The organism is Cupriavidus plantarum, assembly GCF_905397285.1.
GTDB lineage: Bacteria > Pseudomonadota > Gammaproteobacteria > Burkholderiales > Burkholderiaceae > Cupriavidus > Cupriavidus plantarum.
Map to the genome: position 1 here is coordinate 256707 of NZ_CAJPUX010000006.1, position 19847 is coordinate 276553.

At 67.1% G+C, this 19847-nt stretch carries 17 protein-coding genes; 6 read left to right on the top strand and 11 right to left on the bottom strand.

All coding sequences use genetic code 11. The annotated features are described in order from the left end of the window. The first annotated feature begins 1 nt into the window (after position 1). Positions 2–1453, top strand: a complete 1452-nt coding sequence (locus tag KHP16_RS23640) for an efflux transporter outer membrane subunit (protein ID WP_211961261.1) — start codon at positions 2–4, stop codon at positions 1451–1453. A 48-nt stretch (positions 1454–1501) separates the two neighbouring features. Here KHP16_RS23640 and KHP16_RS23645 read toward each other — a convergent pair whose 3' ends face one another. The 7 genes from KHP16_RS23645 to KHP16_RS23675 all read right to left on the bottom strand — a co-directional run bounded on the left by KHP16_RS23645 (position 1502) and on the right by KHP16_RS23675 (position 10037). Then, a complete protein-coding gene (locus KHP16_RS23645; protein WP_211961294.1) occupies positions 1502–2356 on the bottom strand; it encodes an OmpW/AlkL family protein in 855 nt (284 codons plus the stop codon). A 45-nt stretch (positions 2357–2401) separates the two neighbouring features. Next, positions 2402–3721, bottom strand: a complete 1320-nt coding sequence (locus KHP16_RS23650) for a DUF2957 domain-containing protein (protein WP_121492138.1) — start codon at positions 3719–3721, stop codon at positions 2402–2404. 93 nt (positions 3722–3814) lie between these two features. Next, positions 3815–5173, bottom strand: a complete 1359-nt coding sequence (locus tag KHP16_RS23655; protein ID WP_121492137.1) for a DUF2957 domain-containing protein — start codon at positions 5171–5173, stop codon at positions 3815–3817. Positions 5174–5387: 214 nt separating this feature from the next. Continuing rightward, positions 5388–6248, bottom strand: coding sequence for a DUF1571 domain-containing protein (locus KHP16_RS23660; protein WP_244214720.1), 861 nt, complete (start codon positions 6246–6248; stop codon positions 5388–5390). A gap of 257 nt (positions 6249–6505) precedes the next feature. Next, positions 6506–7459 (bottom strand): TetR/AcrR family transcriptional regulator, encoded by a 954-nt coding sequence (locus KHP16_RS23665; protein WP_109582467.1) that lies wholly within the window; start codon positions 7457–7459, stop codon positions 6506–6508. A gap of 354 nt (positions 7460–7813) precedes the next feature. Then, entirely contained in the window at positions 7814–9409 is a 1596-nt protein-coding gene (locus tag KHP16_RS23670; RefSeq protein WP_211961262.1) for a GMC family oxidoreductase, read from the bottom strand. A gap of 7 nt (positions 9410–9416) precedes the next feature. Next, on the bottom strand, positions 9417–10037 hold the full coding sequence (locus tag KHP16_RS23675; RefSeq protein WP_244835983.1) for a hypothetical protein: 621 nt from the start codon (positions 10035–10037) through the stop codon (positions 9417–9419). Positions 10038–10353: 316 nt separating this feature from the next. Between KHP16_RS23675 and KHP16_RS23680 the strand changes: the two genes are divergently transcribed. Genes KHP16_RS23680 through KHP16_RS23695 form a run of 4 tightly spaced genes read left to right on the top strand, consistent with a single transcriptional unit; the run spans position 10354 to position 14685 of the window. Then, the gene (locus KHP16_RS23680) at positions 10354–11928 is read left to right on the top strand and encodes a flavin-containing monooxygenase (RefSeq protein ID WP_211961296.1); all 1575 of its coding nucleotides are present in this window, start codon (positions 10354–10356) and stop codon (positions 11926–11928) included. Further along, positions 11925–12830: an SDR family NAD(P)-dependent oxidoreductase gene (locus KHP16_RS23685; protein ID WP_211961263.1), complete on the top strand. Its 906-nt coding sequence runs from the start codon at positions 11925–11927 to the stop codon at positions 12828–12830. Before KHP16_RS23680 ends, KHP16_RS23685 begins: the two co-directional genes overlap by 4 nt. Beyond that, positions 12827–13807 carry an alpha/beta fold hydrolase gene (locus KHP16_RS23690; RefSeq protein ID WP_121492134.1) on the top strand — a complete coding sequence of 327 codons (981 nt, stop codon included), beginning with the start codon at positions 12827–12829 and terminating at the stop codon, positions 13805–13807. Before KHP16_RS23685 ends, KHP16_RS23690 begins: the two co-directional genes overlap by 4 nt. Next, on the top strand, positions 13804–14685 hold the full coding sequence (locus tag KHP16_RS23695; RefSeq protein ID WP_211961264.1) for a metal-dependent hydrolase: 882 nt from the start codon (positions 13804–13806) through the stop codon (positions 14683–14685). Before KHP16_RS23690 ends, KHP16_RS23695 begins: the two co-directional genes overlap by 4 nt. A gap of 3 nt (positions 14686–14688) precedes the next feature. On the opposite strand, the gene KHP16_RS23700 is transcribed toward KHP16_RS23695, so the two are convergent. Beyond that, positions 14689–15492 (bottom strand): MerR family transcriptional regulator, encoded by an 804-nt coding sequence (locus tag KHP16_RS23700; RefSeq protein ID WP_109582461.1) that lies wholly within the window; start codon positions 15490–15492, stop codon positions 14689–14691. 204 nt (positions 15493–15696) lie between these two features. Here KHP16_RS23700 and KHP16_RS23705 point away from each other — a divergent pair, with 204 nt between their 5' ends. Further along, the gene (locus KHP16_RS23705; RefSeq protein WP_244835985.1) at positions 15697–17700 is read left to right on the top strand and encodes a methyl-accepting chemotaxis protein; all 2004 of its coding nucleotides are present in this window, start codon (positions 15697–15699) and stop codon (positions 17698–17700) included. A gap of 9 nt (positions 17701–17709) precedes the next feature. On the opposite strand, the gene KHP16_RS23710 is transcribed toward KHP16_RS23705, so the two are convergent. From KHP16_RS23710 to KHP16_RS23720, 3 genes are all read right to left on the bottom strand, one after another. Next, positions 17710–18276, bottom strand: a complete 567-nt coding sequence (locus tag KHP16_RS23710) for an Sbal_3080 family lipoprotein (protein ID WP_109582460.1) — start codon at positions 18274–18276, stop codon at positions 17710–17712. Positions 18277–18466: 190 nt separating this feature from the next. Beyond that, the gene (locus KHP16_RS23715) at positions 18467–19045 is read right to left on the bottom strand and encodes an OB-fold putative lipoprotein (RefSeq protein WP_115953965.1); all 579 of its coding nucleotides are present in this window, start codon (positions 19043–19045) and stop codon (positions 18467–18469) included. Positions 19046–19210: 165 nt separating this feature from the next. Further along, on the bottom strand, positions 19211–19807 hold the full coding sequence (locus KHP16_RS23720) for a TetR/AcrR family transcriptional regulator (RefSeq protein ID WP_109582458.1): 597 nt from the start codon (positions 19805–19807) through the stop codon (positions 19211–19213). Positions 19808–19847 lie beyond the last annotated feature (40 nt).

Below are 19847 nucleotides of genomic sequence, written 5' to 3' on the forward strand. Positions count from 1 at the left end.
CATGACCAAGACTCTGACCACACTCCTGCTGGTGGCCGGCGTTCTCTCTGGCTGCACGCTGGCCCCGCATTACGACCGTCCCGAGCCCCCGGTGGCCGTTGCCTATCCGGCCGCGCCGGAAGGCTACGCGGCCTCGGAAGTGAAGACCGGTGAAACGCGCCGCGCGAGCGATATCGGCTGGCGCGAGTTTTTCCGCGATCCGCGGTTGCAGTCGCTGATCGCCACGGCGATCGACAACAACCGCGATCTGCGGACCGCGGCGCTGCGCATCGAGGAAGCGCGCGCGCAGTATCAGGTGCAGCGCGCGGACCTGCTGCCGACCGTCAACGCCAATGCGAGCTACCAGCGCGGCCAGTTCTCGTCGTTGTCCGTGGCGCCGGGTGCCGGCGGGGCGCAGACCTTCACCGGCAGCGTCTATCAGGTGGGTCTGGGGATCTCGCAGTACGAGCTCGATTTCTTCGGTCGGGTGCGCAGCCTTTCCAATGCGGCGCTCGCGCAGTACTTCTCGACGGAAGAGGCTCGCCGAGCGGCGCATATCTCGCTAGTATCGGAAGTGGCCAAGGCCTATCTGTCCGAGCGTGCGCTGGCGGAGCAGTACGACATCGCGCGCGACACGCTGGCCGCGCGGCAGAGCACGTACGACCTGGCTAAGCGCCGTTTCGATGCCGGCGCGACGTCGGCGCTCGATCTGCGCGACAACGAATCGCTCGTGGCGCAGGCGCGTGTCTCCGCGGCACAGCTCGCGCGCCAGCGCGCGCAGGCGCAGAACGCGCTCGAGGTGCTGGTGGGCAAGCCCATCGCAGACATCGCGGACCTGCCCGCGCCGATGAAGCTGTCGGATGAGCGCATCATCAGCGATATCCCGGAAGGGCTGCCGTCGGATCTGCTCGAGCAGCGTCCGGACATCCGGCAGGCGGAGCAGCAGCTGCTATCCGCCAACGCGAACATCGGCGCGGCGCGCGCGGCATTTTTCCCGCGCATTACGCTGACGTCGAACGCGGGCACGATCAGCCCGTCGTTCTCGGGGCTGTTCGATGCGGGCACCAAGACGTGGTCGTTCGCGCCTTCGCTGGTGCTGCCGATCTTCGATACCGGTCGCAATCTGTCGAACCTGGATCTGGCGAACGTCCGCAAGCGGATCGAGATTGCCAATTACGAGAAGACGATTCAGACGGCGTTCAGCGAAGTGGCGGATGCCCTCGTGGCGCGCGGCACGCTCGAGGAACAGGTGGCGGGACAGGAGCAACAGCGCAACGCGGAAGCCGCGCGCTTCGAACTGTCGCGCATGCGGTTCCGTTCGGGGGTGGCGAGCTATCTCGACGAGCTGGATGCGCAGCGGCAGCTGTTCAACGCGGAACAGGCACTGGTGCAGGCCCGGCAACTGCGGCTGGTCAACGCCATCGACTTGTACCGCGCGCTCGGCGGCGGCCTGAACGAGACCGCGCCTCAATGATGAAGCGATAAGCCCTCACCCTTCGGGGCGAGGGCTCTCTCACTCATCTCAAAACTTGTACGTCGCCGCCAGGAAAAAGATGAGCGGCTTCGGGTCGAGCTTCGTCTTGGACGTGGACAACGTCGTCCCGTCCGAGGCCTTGATGGTCATCGTGGACGTGGTCTTGAGCGGGATGTAGGTCACCGCCGCCGTCAGCCCCCAGTGCTCGTCGAAGTTATAGGTGCCCCCGATATTGAACACAGGCGCCCACGACGACGACGCATCCGCATGGACGCTGGTGGGCCCGGGAATCCCCGCCCCGGCGGCAAGAATCGCCCCCAGATTGTTGTTGATCGAGGCCTCGAACGCGGGGTTGACGCGAATGTCGGTGAAGAAGTTGTAGGACACCCCCACACCGAGAAACGGCCGCAACCGCGAGCCCGGCTCCATGAAGTGGTACTGCACGATCGCCGCCGGACTCCATTGCCGCGCGCGCGTGATGATGGGGTTCAGCGAAGGATCCCCCAGACTCTGACGTCCCAGCGCGCCCGCCGGCCCCGGCGGAATCAGTTCTCCATGGCCGTAGAGCTTGAACTCCGGCGGAATGCCTCCCACGCCGGTAATGGCGATATGGTCGGTGACGAAGTGGCTGAACGTGAGGCCGAGCGTGTTGGCGTTCGACGTCGACAGGCCGCTGCCGGGCGCCGAGAACGTGCTCGGCAGCCCAAGCGGATAGTTGATCGGCACATCGACCACGTTGGTCGTGAGCGGCGGGCTGACGCCGCGCGTCTGGATGTAGAACCAGCCAGCGGAGACCACATTGTCGCCGGCCTTCTGTGCCAGCGCGGGCACCGCAAACGTTGCGCCCAGCGCGAGGCCGGCGCAAACGCGCCCGAGTCGACGCGTCCATCGCGGTAACAGCATGCGGGATTGCAGAGTCATCGACGTTCTCCGGTGATCGTCAGGCCATCATTCGACAAAGGCGCCGATGGTGAAATACGGCGATCCACCGCGCGTCTCGAGGAACCCGAACACGCCGCCCGTGAACATGAACTTGCCGATCGGCGTGGTGGCATTGCCATCCTTGCGCGTGGTCCGGATGACGCCCGCCGTGGTCTGCGAGTAGTCGAGCTTGAGCGCGATGGCGAGCGTCGCATCTGAAGCGCGGAACGGATCGAGCATGGCCGCCGCGTCGCCGACGAGCGCCGTCGTGCGGTACTCGAAGTTGCTGTCCACGCCGATGTACTCGCCATTGAGCGACCCCTGCGTCGCCGAGACCGCCGGCGCCATCATCCCGATGCCGATCTCGTCATCGGCCCCGATCGGTTGCAGGTTCGTGAACGACGCATTGGCGTACCCGACGCGAATCATCACGGGCACCAGCGCGCCCCGCAGCTTGCCCACGATGAGGTATGCACGGCCCATCGTGCCGCCGAGCGTCGGCGGCAGCTCGCCCGCGTAGTTCGTCGAGAGCAGCGCGCCGCTGGAATGCACGGTGAACTTGTTGCCCTTCTGCCGGCATGCGCCACCGGCCGCGTTGTCGCACACCGTAAACGAACCATCGGCCGCGAGCGACATGCGGTAGTCCTGCGCCACCCACTGGAAGTTTTTCGAAGGCACCTCGTGGAAACCGGAGCCGTTGTAGTTGCCCGCTACCTTCGTCAGATCGCTTTCGATTTGCGAGAAGCCGATGAACTGAAAGTACGGGAACGTGGTGTCGGGCACCGCGCCGGCGCCCGCCACGCCGTTGAACTGGATGCGCGCGCCCGGAATCGTGCCGCCCATCACGCCTTCGCCGAGGAACAGGCGCGCCGGACGCGCCGGATCCAGACTCGCGCCATTGAGCCGGAACGCACACTGGTTGAGCTTGTCCGTCGGCAGGCCAGTCTCCTGCGTCAGCGTGCCGGAGATCACGTTGGAGCCGCTCGCGGTATCCGAGCGTGTCGGCTGCACCGTGCCTGGGGTGCGCGGCACCGAGGAGTCGAGGAACGTCACGGCCCACGTCATCTGCTTCGTGTCGATCTGCACCTTCACGAGTTCGCCCGACCCCGTGCCCCCGAGATACGGGGTCGAGTAGTCGACCGCGGCGGGACACAGACGCACGACGCTCGTGGCCGGCGCCGCGTTGGGGGATCCTCCGCCCTCGCCGCCGCCGCACGCCGCCAAAGCGAGCACGGTCCCCACCGCGAGCAGCGCGCGCGGCAGCCAGCGCCGCGCGGCGCCGGTCGAGACGATACGGTTGTTGGGGCAGCGCGTTCCGGCACGCGGCCGCGTGACGATTCTCTCCATGGCCAGTCTCCTTATGGGGCGCCGTGCGGGGATTCCCTGCGGGCGCTTCTGTTTTGGGCAGTGAGGTAATACGGAAAGCAATAGGGGAAAAACTCAGCGGCTCGCCACCACGCTCACGCGGAACGTGGGATTGACGGCATCGCCGTACAGATGCGCGAACACGGGGCCGCTCGTGATCAGCTGGCCCGTCTGGCCGCTGTTGTCCACGGTGGTGACGAAGCCGGGCACGTTCTGGGTCAGGTCCATCTGATAGGCGCCGACGGGATGGAGCGACGCGTCCTGCGGATCGATCAGCGCGACGACGTTGTTCTGCACGATCGACGACACGTACCTGAGGTCGCTGCCCGAGCCGATGTAGCTGCCGTTGAGCACGTTGTTGGTGGTCCTGACGTTCGGCGCGAGGAGCGCGAGGCCGGACTCGTCGTCGATGACGATGTTGAACGTTGCCAGATCCGCGATCGCGTAACCGACGCGGATCAGCAGCGGTACGAGCCTGCCCTCCAGCTTGCCGACCACGAGCACGCCCTTCGCCTGGCTGCTCTGGTCGGTGGTGACGGACTCCTTCCAGAAGTACGGGTAGTGCAGCGTCTTGTCCGTGTTGGTGCTTTCGAACGCGCCGTCGTTCTGCGCGCGCGGCTTCCAGGCCTGCCCCGTGGAGAAGCAGTTCGTGCCGGCGGCGGGCGTGCAGGTGCCATCCGCGTTGAGGGTCTCGGTCGAGGTCTTGGTCGCCGCGATGAACTTGTCGCCGGGCAGGATCGAGGCACCCGACGGCACGATGTGATAGCCGATCATGTTGTACGACCCGGCCACCTTGCTGAAGTCCGTCTCAGTCTGCGCGAACGCGAGCACTGGATAGATCGGGAACGTCTTCGGCGGAATCACCCCGATGCCGAGGATGCCGTCGAACGAGATGGTCGCGCCAGGAATGCCGCCGCCGGCAACACCGTTGCCCACGAAAACGATCGGCGGATTGGCGGGATCGATCAGCGCCTGCGAAACACCGTCGGAAGCCGTGACAGTCTTGAGCTGCAGCGCGCAAGCGTTTTGCGCCGGCGTGGGCAACGGCTTGTCGGGATGCGTGAACGTGCCTTCGAGCGTCACGCCCGCGCGCGTGGGCTGCACTTCGCCGGTCCGCTTCGGAATTGGCGACTCGATGATCCGGATGCGGTACGTGCCCGCCTTCGTGTCGAACTGCATCTTCACGAATTCGCCCGCACCGGAGCCGCCGGTGTACACGGTGTTGTAGTCGAGCGTGGCGGGGCACAGCGCGGACACGGGTGCGTTCTCCGTGGGGCCCGTGTCGGGACAGCTATTGGTCTGAGCGCATTGCTGGCTCGCGGCCGCGCGAGCGCTGACGGGTTCGCCCTCGCCTCCGCCGCAGGCGGCGAGTGCGATGGAAAGGCTTACCCCTGTGAAAAAAAGGAAGGTGCGTCGACGCGTCGACTGGTGCATGGCTTGTCTCCATTTTTTATGCCGGCGATCCGGTCTTTTCCGGATCTTGCTCGGTGGTCGGACTCTCGCCGCTGGAACGCGTCAGCGCAATAGAGCGCACGTTCCAAACATGGCGGGTCCGTTCCATACGGTCACTGCATGGCCGCTCCCGGCGCCATTCAAACCGCGCGCCGACACATGCCGACGCGAATTCAAACGCACGGTGTATGCACGTTCAGAACTTGTATTCGCTGTTGGCCGGGTCGAACGCGGAGGCGTCGAAGGTCTTCTTCACCGCCTTCTCGAAGACGATCTTCTCCACCATGAAGCCTTCGGCATCCCACGCGGTCTCCACGCGCGGGAACGGGTGCTTGAGGTCGAACATCAATTGCACCTTCTTCGCGTAATACTTCGGCGCGCCTTCGGGCAGGTCCCAGGTCAGCGCGATCATGCGGGTCCCCTGCTCTCGCACGATCTCCGCCCGCGTGTACTTCTCGCTGAGGCCCGCCGCGCGGAGCGTGCGCGCATCGCGCTCGAGCGTCGACACGACGAACTGCAGGCCGAGGTCGCGCACGGTATGGTTGGACTGCGAACGCGCGAGCGACCCGTCGAGCGCGAGCCAGATCGACGTGAACCCGAGCATGCCGCCGAGGTGTCCATACATCTCGTCCTTGCGCTTCGTCTCGTCGTAGATGATTTCCTGCCCCGCCTGCACGCCGTTCGGCAGCCACTTTGCATAGAGCTGGCGCGGCATATGGCGATAGCGGACCTGCATGCGCGCGGGTACGTCCTGCCACTGTCCGTTGAGCCGCTCCTGGCGCGTCATCCAGTATTCGTACTCGGGATAGCGATTGACCTCGGCGCGGGCCCACATGAGCAGCGCTTCGGGTTTCAGCGCGTCGAACGTAGCGAGCACCTGTTCGTCGGGCAGCGCCGCCAGTTCGCCGCTGGCCGTCTGCTTCGAAAACAGCGTGGCCTGCTGCGCGGCGGGCAGGCCATCGTATGGTGTTGACGCACGCGCCGCGGCGGACGGGGGCGAAGCCTGCGCATGCGCTTCGGGGGCGAACCCGGGCGGCGCGGCGAGCAGGCCGATCATGGCGCCCGCCACGGCCAGCAGCGCGATCGGGATGGTCGTGGACAGCGAGGAGAGAAGCGGTGGCGTTTTCATGTGTGCCCTCCATTGCGTTGGCGACTATCGCAAATGTAACTATCTAGATAGCATTCCCCGACCGGCATTCCCCGCCAGCATGAGCGCGCATGAATCCCTCGCTCGCGCGATACGAATCGGGAAATGGATGGATGAACGCTGGAAGAAGGCGGCCCCGGCCGGGGCCGCCTCGCACTACGATTTCACTACGTCCTCGGCCGCGTGCGCATCCAGTCGTCGAGCGGGTTGCTCGGGAAGGGCGCGCAGTGCTCGCGGCGCACTGCCATGCTGGCGGTAGCCGAGCGCGAGGTGCCTTCATTGCGTACCGTGCGTGCCGAACCCCGGCGCGCGCGATTGACCGCGGCGGCGGTGGCCGCTGCCGCGCTTTGCGCTTCATCCTCGACCGTCGCGGCGAGCGCGGCGATGTGCTCCTGCTTCGCGCGTTCGTCCGCATGCTGGTCTTCGCCGATATCGAAGACATCCTGCAGCGCGCCGAGCTGGTCGGACGACGGCGCGGGCGCCTTCAGCGCGGCCACGACCATCGACGTCAGTTGCGCGAGCACATGCGCATCGCTCATCTGCTGGCCCTGCGTGAACGTCGGCATGAGGTTGCCGAGTTCATCGCCGGCCAGCACGCCCGCGAGCGCCTTGAGCGCGAAATGCAGGCGCCAGCCCAGCTCCTGCCGCGGGACATCGGGCAGCGCGCGGGCGAACGCTTCGAAGAAACGGCCGAACACGGGCGCGTAATGGCCGACGAGGTACGACTGGATGAACGGTGAGGTATCGGAATACACGCGGCCGAGCAGCCGCAGGAACGACGGGCCGCCAATGTCCGGCTCGCGCGCCATCTGGAGCGCGGGCACGAACAGCGCGCCCATCACGTGTTCGCAGCGAATGTCATGACCGGGCCAGCGTGCCTCGACGGCGTCGAGTAACGCGAGCCTGCGCTCGTTGAGCGGATCCAGACGGCGCCCCAGCACCGACTGCATCATCATTTCCTTGCTGCGAAAGTGGTAGTTGACTGCTGCCAGGTTCACGATGGCCCTTGAGGTGACTTGACGCAGGGAAGTCGCCTCGTAGCCGACCTCGATGAACAACTTTTCCGTTGCATCGAGAATGCGGGCCTTCGTGTCTCCTGCCGTGCTTCTGCCGGTCTTCATGGGTGTCTCTCGCAAAAAAAACCTGCTGTGGACCCCTGCAAAAAAACATCCACGACCATCTGGCCCCGTGCTCTGTCGGCTTACGGTTGCTTGAAACGGTTGTACGAAGCCTAGCGACGGCTTCGAGCGTTTCACAAGCCAAATATTCGAAGAGTTGCTCTAATGAGACAGAACGGAATTTCGCCGCGGTCAACGGTCGTCCGCCCGCGCGTGCCGGTCCGGTAGCCGATCGCCGCAAAGCCCGATACCGCAAGGGTTTGCGGGCGATCGACGCCAAGCACTCGGCGCCGTGCCCTCTTCGGCTCCGTCCCCCGACAGAGCCTTCCTGCCATCCTTCCATCGCCACGACGCGCATCACACCGTGATGTTTTGCAGCAGCTTCGACACATTTTGCAATGTCAGTGCGAATACTGACAACTGCGGGTTCGCCCCTATGCTGGAGGGGAAGACTGAGCCGTCGAAAACCCATAGATTGCGGAGTTCATGATGGCGACCTTCGCTGTTCACCACGCCGCCGGTGGGGTCATCGCTCATGCCGCACCCGCCCATCAGGTGGGCCGAGAACAGCAGCGCGCGGAATGGCCGCAGCGGCAGCCCCGCGATGGCCTCGCGCGCGGCGGGCCAGGTGTCGTGCCACGTGTCGTCGAGGTGCGCCGCGCGGACGCGGCGCGCGCCCGCGGCGAACTGGGCCTCCGCCATGCTCAGGTAGGCGCGCCGCACGCCGTCCCATACATAGTCGTTCAACGCGTAATCGAGGATCGGACTGCCGTCGTCGGCAATGCGGACCTGGCCCCCTTCGCTCTCCGGCACGAAGCCGTCGCGCAGCAGCGCGAGCATCGCATTGGTGTGGGGCAAGGCCGCCATCGCGCGGCGCAGGTCGTCGCCGAGCGCGTTGAACACGCCGGCGCTGATGCCCGGGAACATCGGCGGCACCTCGAGCTTGTACCCCATGCGTCCGGTCGCGCCGTCGCGCCATTGGAAATGATCCGATGCCACCGACTGCGGTGCGCCATAGTAAGGATCGATACGCTCTGGCATTTCGGCGATCGTTAAATTAACCGGATGAATAAACGTGCGCTTACCGAGTCTTGCATGCGGGTCGGGCACGCGTGAGCGCAGCAGTAGCGCGGGCGTGTTGATCGCCCCGCCGGCCGCGATGACGTAACGCGCGTGCACGATCACGGGGATGCCCGTCGCGGTGTAACCGTCGCCACCGAGCGCCTCGGCCGTGAGGCCGCTGACCTCATGCCCGACATGGTCGATCGTGCGCACGCGCACGCGATGCACGAGCGTGGCGCCATGCGCCAGCGCGGCCGGGATCGTCGAGACCAGCATCGATTGCTTCGCGTTGACGGGGCAGCCGAGGCCGCAGTAACCCGAGTTCCAGCACCCTTTCACGTTGCGTGGAATCACGTGCGATTCCCACCCGAGCCTGTCGCAGCCGCGCTTGAGCACGTCGTTGTTCGCGTTCGGCGCCATCGCCCATGGCGCCATGCCGAGCTTGGCTTCGATCCGCTCGAACCACGGCGCCATGTCGCGTTCGCCGTGGCCGCTCACGCGATGGTGGGTGGCCCAGTGGGCGAGCGTCTGCGGCGGCGTGCGGAAGCTCGACGACCAGTTGACGGTGGTACTGCCGCCCACGGCTCTGCCCTGCAGGATCGCGATGGACCCATCGCCCGTCGCGCGGGCCGCCGCCTCCTGGTAGAGCTCGCGGTAGGCGCGCGCCTCGTCCATGTCGCGGAAGCTGTCGGACGTGTGCAGGCCGCCCTCTTCGAGCAGCAGGACGCGCAAGCCGGCACTTGCAAGCACCTCCGCGCTGATGCCGCCGCCCGCGCCGCTGCCGACGATGGCGACGTCCGTATCGAAGGTGCGCGGCGACGTGAACGTGGACGCGTCGTGCACCTGCCAGCCGGACGCGATGCCGGCGCTGTAGAGATCGTCGATGGGCATGGTCGGGTCAGGCGTGCAGCGCGCGATAGATGGCCGGATTCGGGCCCGGATAACCGCTCGCGGCCCAGGTTTCCGGCAGCACGAAATAGCTGACGCTCGCGAGTTTCACGAGGACGACGCCGCCCGCATTGAGCGTGGCGAATCGGCTCGCGCGCCAGCGTTCGAGAAAGCCACGCGCTTGCTCGGGGGTGGTCGCATGCCAGGGCGTGGAAATGCCCGCGAGCATCCAGCGCAGCGGCCGGCTGGCGAGCAGGTCCAGCAGCTTGCGCAGTTCCCCGCGCGACTGCTGCCCCATCGCCGCGATCGTCGCGTCGATGTTGCGCACGGCCTTGTCGAGGCGCACGTCGCGCTGCGCGGCATCGAGCCCGCCGAGTTCGGTCACGATCGCCGGCAGCAGCGCGCGGAACATCGACACATCCGCGGGTTGCAGGACGGCCATGCCGGGCGCCGGCGGCGTATCGCCTGAGTCGCCACCGCATCCCGTCAGCGCGGGAATCATCGCGGCACAGGCCAGCGCGGCCGTGAAGCCGAAGCCGACGCGAAGCACGCGGCGGCGGGCGGGATCGCCGAGGCGCGTGGCGGCGAGTGGGCCGGCGGGCGCGGGATTGCCGGGTCGTGGAGGGGGCATGGCGGTCTCCGTGGATGTTGTGGTTCTCGTATCGCCCGGGGCTGAGGGCGATCGGCGTTGCGATTCTGCCGAACCCGCGCACACGCGCCACCCGTCGCTCAACGGTTTCAAACGCACGGCGGCCCCCCGTACCCAGCGCTGCGATGCCGCCGCAAACGGCGTTTAATGTGACGTCAACAGCGCTGGAAATCGGCCCAAAATAGAGCAATCCTTCAAACCTGCGCGTTGACCGACGCGGGGGGCGGTGCCTACGATGACATCGATCAATGTCAAGGTTCGACGCCAGATCGATCCGTCACCTGGAGAGACGCCCGCCATGCATGCCCCGGTCAACAGCGCTTTCGACACCCGTGTGGACGGGCATTGCGACGTCGCCATCATCGGCAGCGGCTTTGCCGGGCTTGGCATGGCGATCCGGCTGAAGCAATCCGGTGTCGAGGATTTCGCGATCTTCGAGAAGGCCGAATCGCTGGGCGGCACCTGGCGCGACAACCATTACCCCGGCTGCGCGTGCGACGTGCAGTCCCACCTCTATTCGTTTTCGTTCGCGCCGAACCCGGACTGGTCGCGCATGTTCTCGCCACAGCCGGAGATTCGCGCGTACCTCGAGCGCTGCGCGGACAGGTTCGGCCTGCGCCCGCATCTGCGATTCGGCCATGAACTGCGGCGTGCAAGCTGGGACGACGGCGCCCGCGTCTGGCGCCTGGAGATGGGCAACGGGACGCGCATCAGCGCGCGCGTGCTCGTCTCCGGCATGGGTGGCCTGAGCCGCCCGTCGATTCCCGATATCCCGGGACTCGCATCGTTCGCCGGCGCCTGCTTCCATTCGCAGCAATGGCGGCACGACTACCCGCTCGCGGGCAAGCGCGTCGCCGTGATCGGCACCGGGGCGAGCGCGATCCAGTTCGTGCCGCAGATCGCCCCGCAGGTCGCGCACCTCGACCTGTACCAGCGCACGCCGCCGTGGATCATGCCCAAGCCGGACCGCCCCGTGAGCGCGCGCGAGCGCTGGCTGTTCCGCCATCTGCCGTTCACGCAGGCACTGTGGCGCGCGGGGTTGTACTGGGCGCTCGAGGCGCGCGTGCTCGGCTTCGTCATCCATCCGAAGCTGATGAAGGCCGTGGAACGCATCGCGCGCCGGCATCTCGCGCGGCAGGTGCCCGATCCCGCGCTACGGCGCACGCTCACGCCCGACTACACGATCGGCTGCAAGCGCGTGCTGATCTCCAACGACTACTACCCCGCGCTGTCGCGCGACAACGTGGACGTCGTGACCACGGGCATCGCGCGCGTGGAGGCCGATGCCATCGTCATGCGCGACGGCACCCGCCGTCCCGCGGACTGCATCATCCTCGGCACCGGGTTCCACGCCACCGACCCGTTGCCGCGCGGCGTGATCGTCGGGCGCGACGGGCGCGATCTGCTCGATGCGTGGCGCGATGGCGCGCAAGCCTACCTCGGCACCACCGTCGCGGGCTTCCCGAACCTGTTCCTTGTGGTGGGACCGAACACGGGCCTCGGCCACAGTTCGATGGTGTTCATGATCGAGTCGCAGGTCGCCTACATCCTCGACGCGCTGCGCAACATGGACAAGCGCGGCATCCATGCGGTGGACGTGCGGCCCGCGGTGCAGCGCGACTTCAACGCGGACATCCAGGGCAAGCTCGGCCACGCGATCTGGTCGGCGGGAGGGTGTGCCAGCTGGTACATCGATCCGCGCAATGGCAAGAACACCACGCTATGGCCGGGCTTCACGTTCCAGTTCCGGCGCGCGACCGCGTCCTTTCGCGTGAGCGATTACGAAACGTGGCCGTCGCGCGCGCAGGCGCGCGATGCCGGCGCCATCCCCGACACGCTGGATAACTACGACAACGAACGGAGACCCGCATGAAGGTATTTCGAGACAAGGTGGCGGCCATCACGGGCGCCGCGTCCGGCATGGGCCGCGCGCTCGCGCTGGACCTCGCGCGCGAGGGCTGTCATCTCTCGCTGTCCGATTGCAATGCCCATGCGCTCGCGCAGACGGTTTCGGACGTGGGGCGCATCGCCTCGCGCAGTGCGCCGATGCTGCGCGTGACGAGTGCCGTCGTCGATGTCGCGCAGCGCGATGCCGTGCATGCCTGGGCCGATGAGACGGCCGCCGCGCATGGTTGCGTGAATCTGATCTTCAACAATGCGGGTGTCGCGCTATCGAGCACCGTCGATGGCATGGCCTACGACGATCTCGACTGGATCATCGGCATCAACTTCTGGGGCGTCGTGCATGGCACCAAGGCGTTTCTGCCGCATCTGAAGGCAACGGGCGACGGCCACATCGTCAATACGTCGAGCGTATTCGGGCTATTTGCGCAGCCGGGCATGGGCGCCTACAACGCGAGCAAGTATGCGGTGCGCGGATTCACGGAGGCCCTCCGGCAGGAGCTCGATCTCATGCAATGCGGCGTGTCGGCAACGACGGTGCATCCGGGCGGCATCAAGACGAATATCGCGCGCGCGAGCCGTGTATCGCCGAGCGTAAACGGGTTGCTCGTGCGCGACGCGCAGCAGGGCCGCGAGGAGTTCGAAAGGTTCTTCATCACCTCGCCGGAAAAGGCCGCGCGCGTGATCCTCGACGGCGTGCGCGCGAACCGGCGCCGCGTACTGATCGGCCCCGATGCCGTGGCGGCCGATGCGATGGCGCGGCTGTTGCCCGCCGCGTACCAGTCGCTCGTCGTGCGAGAGACGCGCCGCAAGCGCCGCAAGCTGCTGGGCGATGTCGCACCCGCGCCCGCGCACGACGGAGAGCGCGCATGAGCGCCGCGCTGCCGCGCGAGGCGGCACTGCAATCGCCGCCCGGCCCGTTCACGCGCTGGTTTGGCCAGGGGCGCATCGGCCTGTTCGGCCTTTCGCAAGACACGCTCGCGCGGCGTCACGCGTTGCCGCAGTCGCGCTGGGCCGATGTCACGGTACCGGACTGCATGCGTGCGCGCTTCCACTACACCGACGAGGGCGTACCCGATGGCGAGCCGATCGTGCTGATCCACGGGTTTGGCGCGTCGCTGCACACATGGGAGGGGCTGATGCCCGCGCTCCGGCGGCACTATCGCGTGCTGCGGTTCGACCTGCCGCCCTTCGGCCTCACGGGACCGTTGCGCGATACATACGGCGGGATCGTGACGATGGATGTGGATCGGTATCGCGCCGTCGTTGATGGCTTTCTCGCCGCGGTGGGCATCGATCGCGCGACGTTCATCGGCAGTTCGCTCGGGGGACTCATTGCCTGGGACCTCGCCGTTCGCGCGCCGGCGCGCGTGCGGCGACTCGTACTGATCGGCGCGGCGGGTTTCCCCATGAAGCTGCCGATCTGGATCGACCTCTTCCGCCATGCGCCGGTGCGATGGTCCGCGCCATGGATGCTGCCCGAGGCGATCGTGCGCGCGGCCACGCGAGACGTGTATGGCGATGCGTCGCGCATTTCGGAGGCGACGTTCCGCCGCTATGTCGACCTCTTCCACGCGGCGGGTGTGCGCGAAGCGGTGGGCCGCATGGTGCCGAAGCTCGACTTCGACACGCTGCCGACCGAAGGGCTGCGCGGCGTGCGGGCGCCCACGCTCGTTCTGTGGGGCGAGCGCGACCGGTGGATTCCCCCGGCGCACGCGGATGCCTTCGTCCAGCGCATTCCGGGTGCGCGGCTGCGGCGCTATGCGGGGCTCGGCCATATCCCGATGGAAGAAGATCCGCGGCCCGTCGCGGCCGACCTCTTGTCATTCCTCCAGGAGACGTCATCATGATGCCTGTCCGACGCGACGTGCATCCCCATCTGCCGCCCGATCGCATCTGCGACTGGCACGAGCGGGGTCGCCATGTCACCCACTACATCAACGCGCTGTCGATCTTCTTTCCGGCGGGCGAGCGCTTCTTCATGGACAGCGTCCGCAACTATCGCGACCGCATCACCGATCCCCAACTCAAGCAGGCGGTGGCCGGCTTCATCGGACAGGAGGCGATGCACACGCGCGAGCACATTCTCTATAACCGACTGCTGGACGAGGCGGGGCTGCCGGCGTCGAAGCTCGACAGCGTGGTGGCGAAGCTGCTGAACCTGCTGCGCAAGATTCTGCCGAAGTCATGGCAGCTGGCCCACACGATCGCGCTCGAACACTACACCGCGATGCTCGCGGGCGGCATGCTGGCCGACCCGCGGCACATGGGCGATTCGGAGCCGGGCTATCGGCAGGTATGGACGTGGCACGCGCTGGAGGAAACCGAACACAAGGCGGTGGCCTTCGACGTGTGGAACGCGGTGATGAAACCCGGCCCATACCGCTACCTGCTCCGCGCGTTCACGATGCTGACCACCACGGTCACCTTCTGGGCGATGGTGTTCGTCTTCCACATCCGTCTGGTCATGGCGGACCGCCACTGCCGGAACAAACTCCTCGGCTTCGGCCGCGTGCTCAATTTCCTGTGGGGCTCCCCGGGTGTGCTACGCCGCATGATCCCCGAGTGGCTGGGCTACTTCCGCCCGGGCTTCCACCCGTGGGACGAAGACAACCGCGCCGAACTGGCCCGCATCGCTCCGCTCGTCGCCGAGATCGAGGAGACCGCCATCCGGGCAGGCGCCAGCACGCGCGCCCCGTCAATCCGCGGCGTGTCCGCGGGCGCGTAGCGGCTACTTTCGGCGCGCGGGGCCTGACGGCGTGTCGTGCAAATGCTCGAGAATCGCGGCCACCCGGTCGCCCAGGTACTTGTTCGCCGAAATCTCCAGCGCGCGCATCATTTCCGTTTCCACGGCGACCATCGCCAGCGGACGGATGCGCCAGAGGATATCGACGAGGCGGGGCACGTCCTGCGGTGGCGGAAGGTTGCCGTCGCCGAAGCGGTCGAGCTCCCGCACCACCATGGCGATGATGCGATCGGAGACCGCCTGAAAGTGGATGCGCGAGTGTTCGATGATGCCCAGCACATCCTCGAGCGGAAAGCCCGCCCGCGCGATTTCCGCGCCGGCCTGCAACGCGCGCGGACTGCGCGCGAGATAGCCGAAGCCGTCGGGCTCCAGCAGCCCCAGTGCGATCGCCTTGGCGAGGGCCGGCCGTGACACCGCCCGGCCGAACAGGCGGGCGAGGGCCAGATAGGAATAATGCCGCGGCGCCTCACTGGTCCACGGGCTACTGATCGCGCTCTCCAGGCCGAGGATCGACCGCAGGTCGTGGCCCTCGACGATGGCCTTCAGCAGCTCCATGATGTTCGCGAGCGTGTAGCCGCGCGCGAGCAGATGATTGATCAGCCGCAGGCGGCCCAAATGGGTCTGCGTGTAGATGCCTACCCGGCCGCGCCGCTCGGGCGGATCGATGAGCCCGCGATCCTGATACGACCGGATATTCCGCACGGTCGTGCCGGCCGCGCGCGCGAGCTCGTCGATCGTGTATTCGGGATAGGCAGGCGTAGCCGGGGCGGCGGGCTTGGGAGCGGGCATGGGCAGATTCTAGACCGTTTCGCCGGCATCCCTCCGCATACAAGGCGATACATATGAAGCCGGTTCATCTGTCCGCGCGATATGTCACGTATTGCCTAAAGTCGATCGCCCATGTAACCGTAATAGCTCCCGTGACGACCGGCCCGAAGAGCCGGCGCCGCCCACGCGCCGGGACGGCGTGTGGACACTCCACGGAGCGCCCCCTTGTCTGAACTTATCATCCATAGCCCCACTATTGCCGGCCGCGCACGGGAGCGCGCCGGCAACTGGAGCATCGGCACGCGCGTCGCGCTTGTCGTGCTCGTTGTCCAGGTCATCGCCTTCGGCGCGTTTTCGCTGGCCATCTCCGTTGCGAGCATGCGGCAGCTGGAAGCGCAGGCCCGCGATGCCATCACCGCGGAGAGCCAGACGCTGCGCGAGCTGGTGGCCCAGCTCGACGACACCATGCTGCAGGAAGCCGACCGCTTCATGCTCAGCTTCGCCGCGGTACTGCCCGGTCCCTATACGGTGGATCCCTCGCAGACGATCGAGGTAGCCGGCAAGCCGACACCGGCGTTCCACAGCGGCGACCTGTTGCTGAACAACAGCGTCGAGGTGCCAGACCGCTTCCTCGCCACCACCGGCGGCACCGTCTCCACGGTGTTCGCGCGGACGGGCGACGACTTCGTGCGAGTGACCACCTCGCTGAAGAAGCAGGGCGGCGAACGCGCCGTGGGCACGAATCTGGACCGTACGGGCGCCGCCTATGCCGCCGTCTCGGCGGGCCGTTCCTATCGCGCGCTGACGTGGCTGTTCGGCAAGCCGTACATGAGCAAATACGAGCCGGTCCGCGACGCGAGCGGCAAGATCGTCGGCGCGTTGTACGTCGGCGTGAACGTGGAGGCGGAACTGGCGTCGCTGAAGAACCGCATTCGCCGCAAGACGATCAACGGCACCGGCCACTTCATGCTGATCGATGCCAAGGCTGGCGCCGATCAGGGCAAGGTCATGGTGGACAAGCTCGGCAGCGAAGGCACGTCCATCCTCGACGCGAAGGATGCGGACGGTGCAACGTGGGTTCGCGACATGATCGCCGCGAAGGACGGCACGTTCACGCACACGATCGCACTCGGCAGCCAGCCCGCCACCGAGCGCCTCACTGCCTTCGTGACGTACCCCGAATGGCAATGGATGATCGCGGGGTCCGTGCCGATGGCCACGCTGCGCGATGAGCTCGTTGCCAGCCGCAACCGCTTTCTGATCGGGGGCCTGCTGGCCGCGCTCGCGGTATCGGCCGCGTTCTGGTGGCTGCTGCGCCGGATGGTGAGCCAGCCGCTCGCTCATGCGGCGGAAGCGGCGTCGCGGCTCGCGGCCGGCGACCTGACCACGCGGCTGGACAGCGCGCGCGGCGACGAGATCGGCGAACTGATGCGCGCGATCGATGGCGTGGGTCAGGGCCTGACTGGCATCGTCGACAAGGTGCGCGCAAGCATCGGCGCGATTGCCGGCAGCACCAGCCAGATCGCCAGCGGGAACGCGGATCTGTCGGCGCGCACGGCCGCGCAGGCGGGCAGCCTCGAACGCACGGTGGCGAGCCTCGAGCAGCTGACCACGACGGTGCAGCAGAATGCCGAGAACGCGCAGAACGCGGACGGCGCGGTAAGCAGCGCCGCCGAGGCGGCACGCGCGGGCGGCCAGACGGTGGGTCGTGTGGTGACGACGATGGCGGATATCCACAAGAACGCCCAGCAGGTGGTGGACATCATCGGCATGATCGACGGCATCGCGTTCCAGACCAACATCCTCGCGCTCAATGCGGCCGTGGAAGCCGCGCGCGCGGGCGAGCATGGCCGCGGCTTCGCGGTGGTCGCGGGCGAAGTGCGCAGCCTCGCGCAGCGCAGCGCCAATGCCGCGGGCGAGATCAAGCAACTGATCGAACGCACGGTGACGGACCTGAAGTCGGGTAACGAGGCCGTTCAGCAGGCCGGCAGCGCGATCGACGACATGGTGCGCCGCGTGGAAGGCATCGCCACATTGATGGGCGAGATCAGCGTGGCGTCGCGCGAGCAATCACAGGGGCTGACGCAGATCAGCGGCGCGGTGGCCGAGATGGACATCACCACGCAGCAGAACGCCGCGCTGGTGGAGGAAGCGGCCGCCGCGGCGGAAAGCCTGCACCATCAGGCGCAGGAACTACGGCAGGCGGTGGAGGTGTTCCGCCTGGCGTGAACGCAGCCGTCAGACGGCGGGCGGCGGCGCGGCCGCGTCCGTCGCCTGCGGCGCGGGCTGCGGCTTCAGACCCGGGAACAGGCGTTCCACGAGCATCTCGATGGTCTGGTCGGCCGGCACGAGGTTGCTGAAGTTCAGGCCGCCCGAGCTGCGATTGGCGTTGTACACGGCCTTGCCCACGCGTTCACCGTTGCGATACACGGTGATGTCGGCGGAGTTCACGAAGGGCACCCAGTACGTCTGCTCCTGCACTACATACGTCACCGTGATGGGGCACGAAGCGATCGACGAATATGGCGGCAGCATCTTCACTTCGAAGTTGCGCGCGCGCAGCGACGAGCGAAACGCGCTCAGGTACGCGTTGCCGTTGGCCGTATTGGCGATCACGCACAGCAGCGTACCGTCCGCGCCGATCACGCGCGAGCCGTCGATGCGATATTGCGGCACGCCCGACGGCGTCTGGAAGGCGAGCAGCGGATCCGACTGGTCGGGGCGGTCGACCGGCGTGACGGCCACATAGGTCGAGCAGGCGCTGAGGGTCAGGGCCAGCGCGGTAGCGAGAAGAGAGCGTTTCATCGGGGTGTCCTGGCGGGTGTTCTGGAGCGTGTCGGCGCGGCCGAGCGCACCGCCGGCAGCATGCCCACTTACTCTAGGCGTAGCGCTCCCCTTTCAATCGCGCGAACAGAGGCCAAAACCCCCGGCAAAGTCCCGCCGCCGGGAATCGCTTGCCCTAGTGCTCGACCCAGTGCCCGCCCTAGCGCCCGCCCTAGTTGGCGCCGCCGCGCAGCAGGCAGTCCGTGAGTAGCGGCGTATCGCCGTTCAGCAGCCCCGCCCCCGTGCATTCGACGGCCACCTTCTGGCCGCGCCGGACCATGGTCGCGCGCGCTTCCACTTCGCACGCGCGGGTGCCCGGGCCGCAGATCTGCCGTGGCAGCAGATTCGCGCGGACGACATGGCCGTAATCGTTGGTACGAATCTCGAGAAATACGTCGCTGCCTTCCCGGCGCACGCCGCTCGCGATGCCCTCGACGATGAAGTACTGGCCGCGATAGCGGTCGTCCGCCGCGCCGGTGTTGTCGCGGTAATCGTTCAGGATGGCATCGGCCTGGTACTCAGGCAGCCGGTCGGCGGGCCGCGCGGGATCGATGCTGATGGGGTCGAGCGTGCCGTTGCGCGGGATGCCGCGCGGCAGGCTGGCGGGCGCGTCGGCGGGCACGGCAGCGTCGGTATCCGGGGCTACGGCCGGGGTGCTGTCATCGTTCTTCTCATTGCCGACAAACCACAGCATGCCGAGGACGACGACAGCGATGACGGCAATCAGGGTCTGGCGGACGCGACTCAACATCGGGAAAACCTGCTTGGGCGGAATGGCGAAGACCGCCAGTGTAAACGGTTCCAGCGCGGTTCCAGCGCGGTTCCAGCGCGGTTCCAGCCGGGCGCCCATCGCGCGCGCCCGCGCCCGCGCGCCTTTACGCCCCTAAGCCGCACTCGAGCCGCACTCGAGCCGCACTCAAGCCGGCGCGTCTGCCCCCGGCAGGTGGGCCCGCGCCGCGGCCAGCACCTCGTTGGAGAGCGCATGCCCTCGCGTGGCGCGTGCGAGCACCAGCGCGCCAACGAGCATCGCCATCTGGGCGAGGGCATCGGTATGCCGCTGGCCCGGGTCCTCGGCAGGCTGAACCTCCTCCAGCAGCGCCAGCTGCGCCGTGAAGCCCTCGACGAAGGCTTCGTGCACAGGCTTGTCGTCGGCCTCGCGGGCCACGTCGTTGGCCAGCGCGGCAATCGGGCAGCCTGTCCCCATGGCGTTGCGGCTGCGAGCGGAAAGGTAGCTGTCGATCAGCGTCGTGAGCGCGGTGGCGCGGTCCGGCGCGCTGTCGATGCGCTTGCGCCACCGGTCGGTCGATTCCTCGAACGCGCGCGCGCATGCGATGGCGGCGAGCGCATCCTTCGACGCGAAATGCCCATAGAAGCCGCCGTGCGTGAGGCCGGCCGCCGACATCAGATCCGACACGCTGACGCCGTGGAAGCCCTGCTCGCGGAACAGGCGGGCGGACACCTGTTCGATATTGGCACGGTTCTGCTCCGCTTCCGCCTTCGATACCCGTGGCATCTGGTCACTCCTGCTTCAAACCTGAATGGCCCGATGGTCG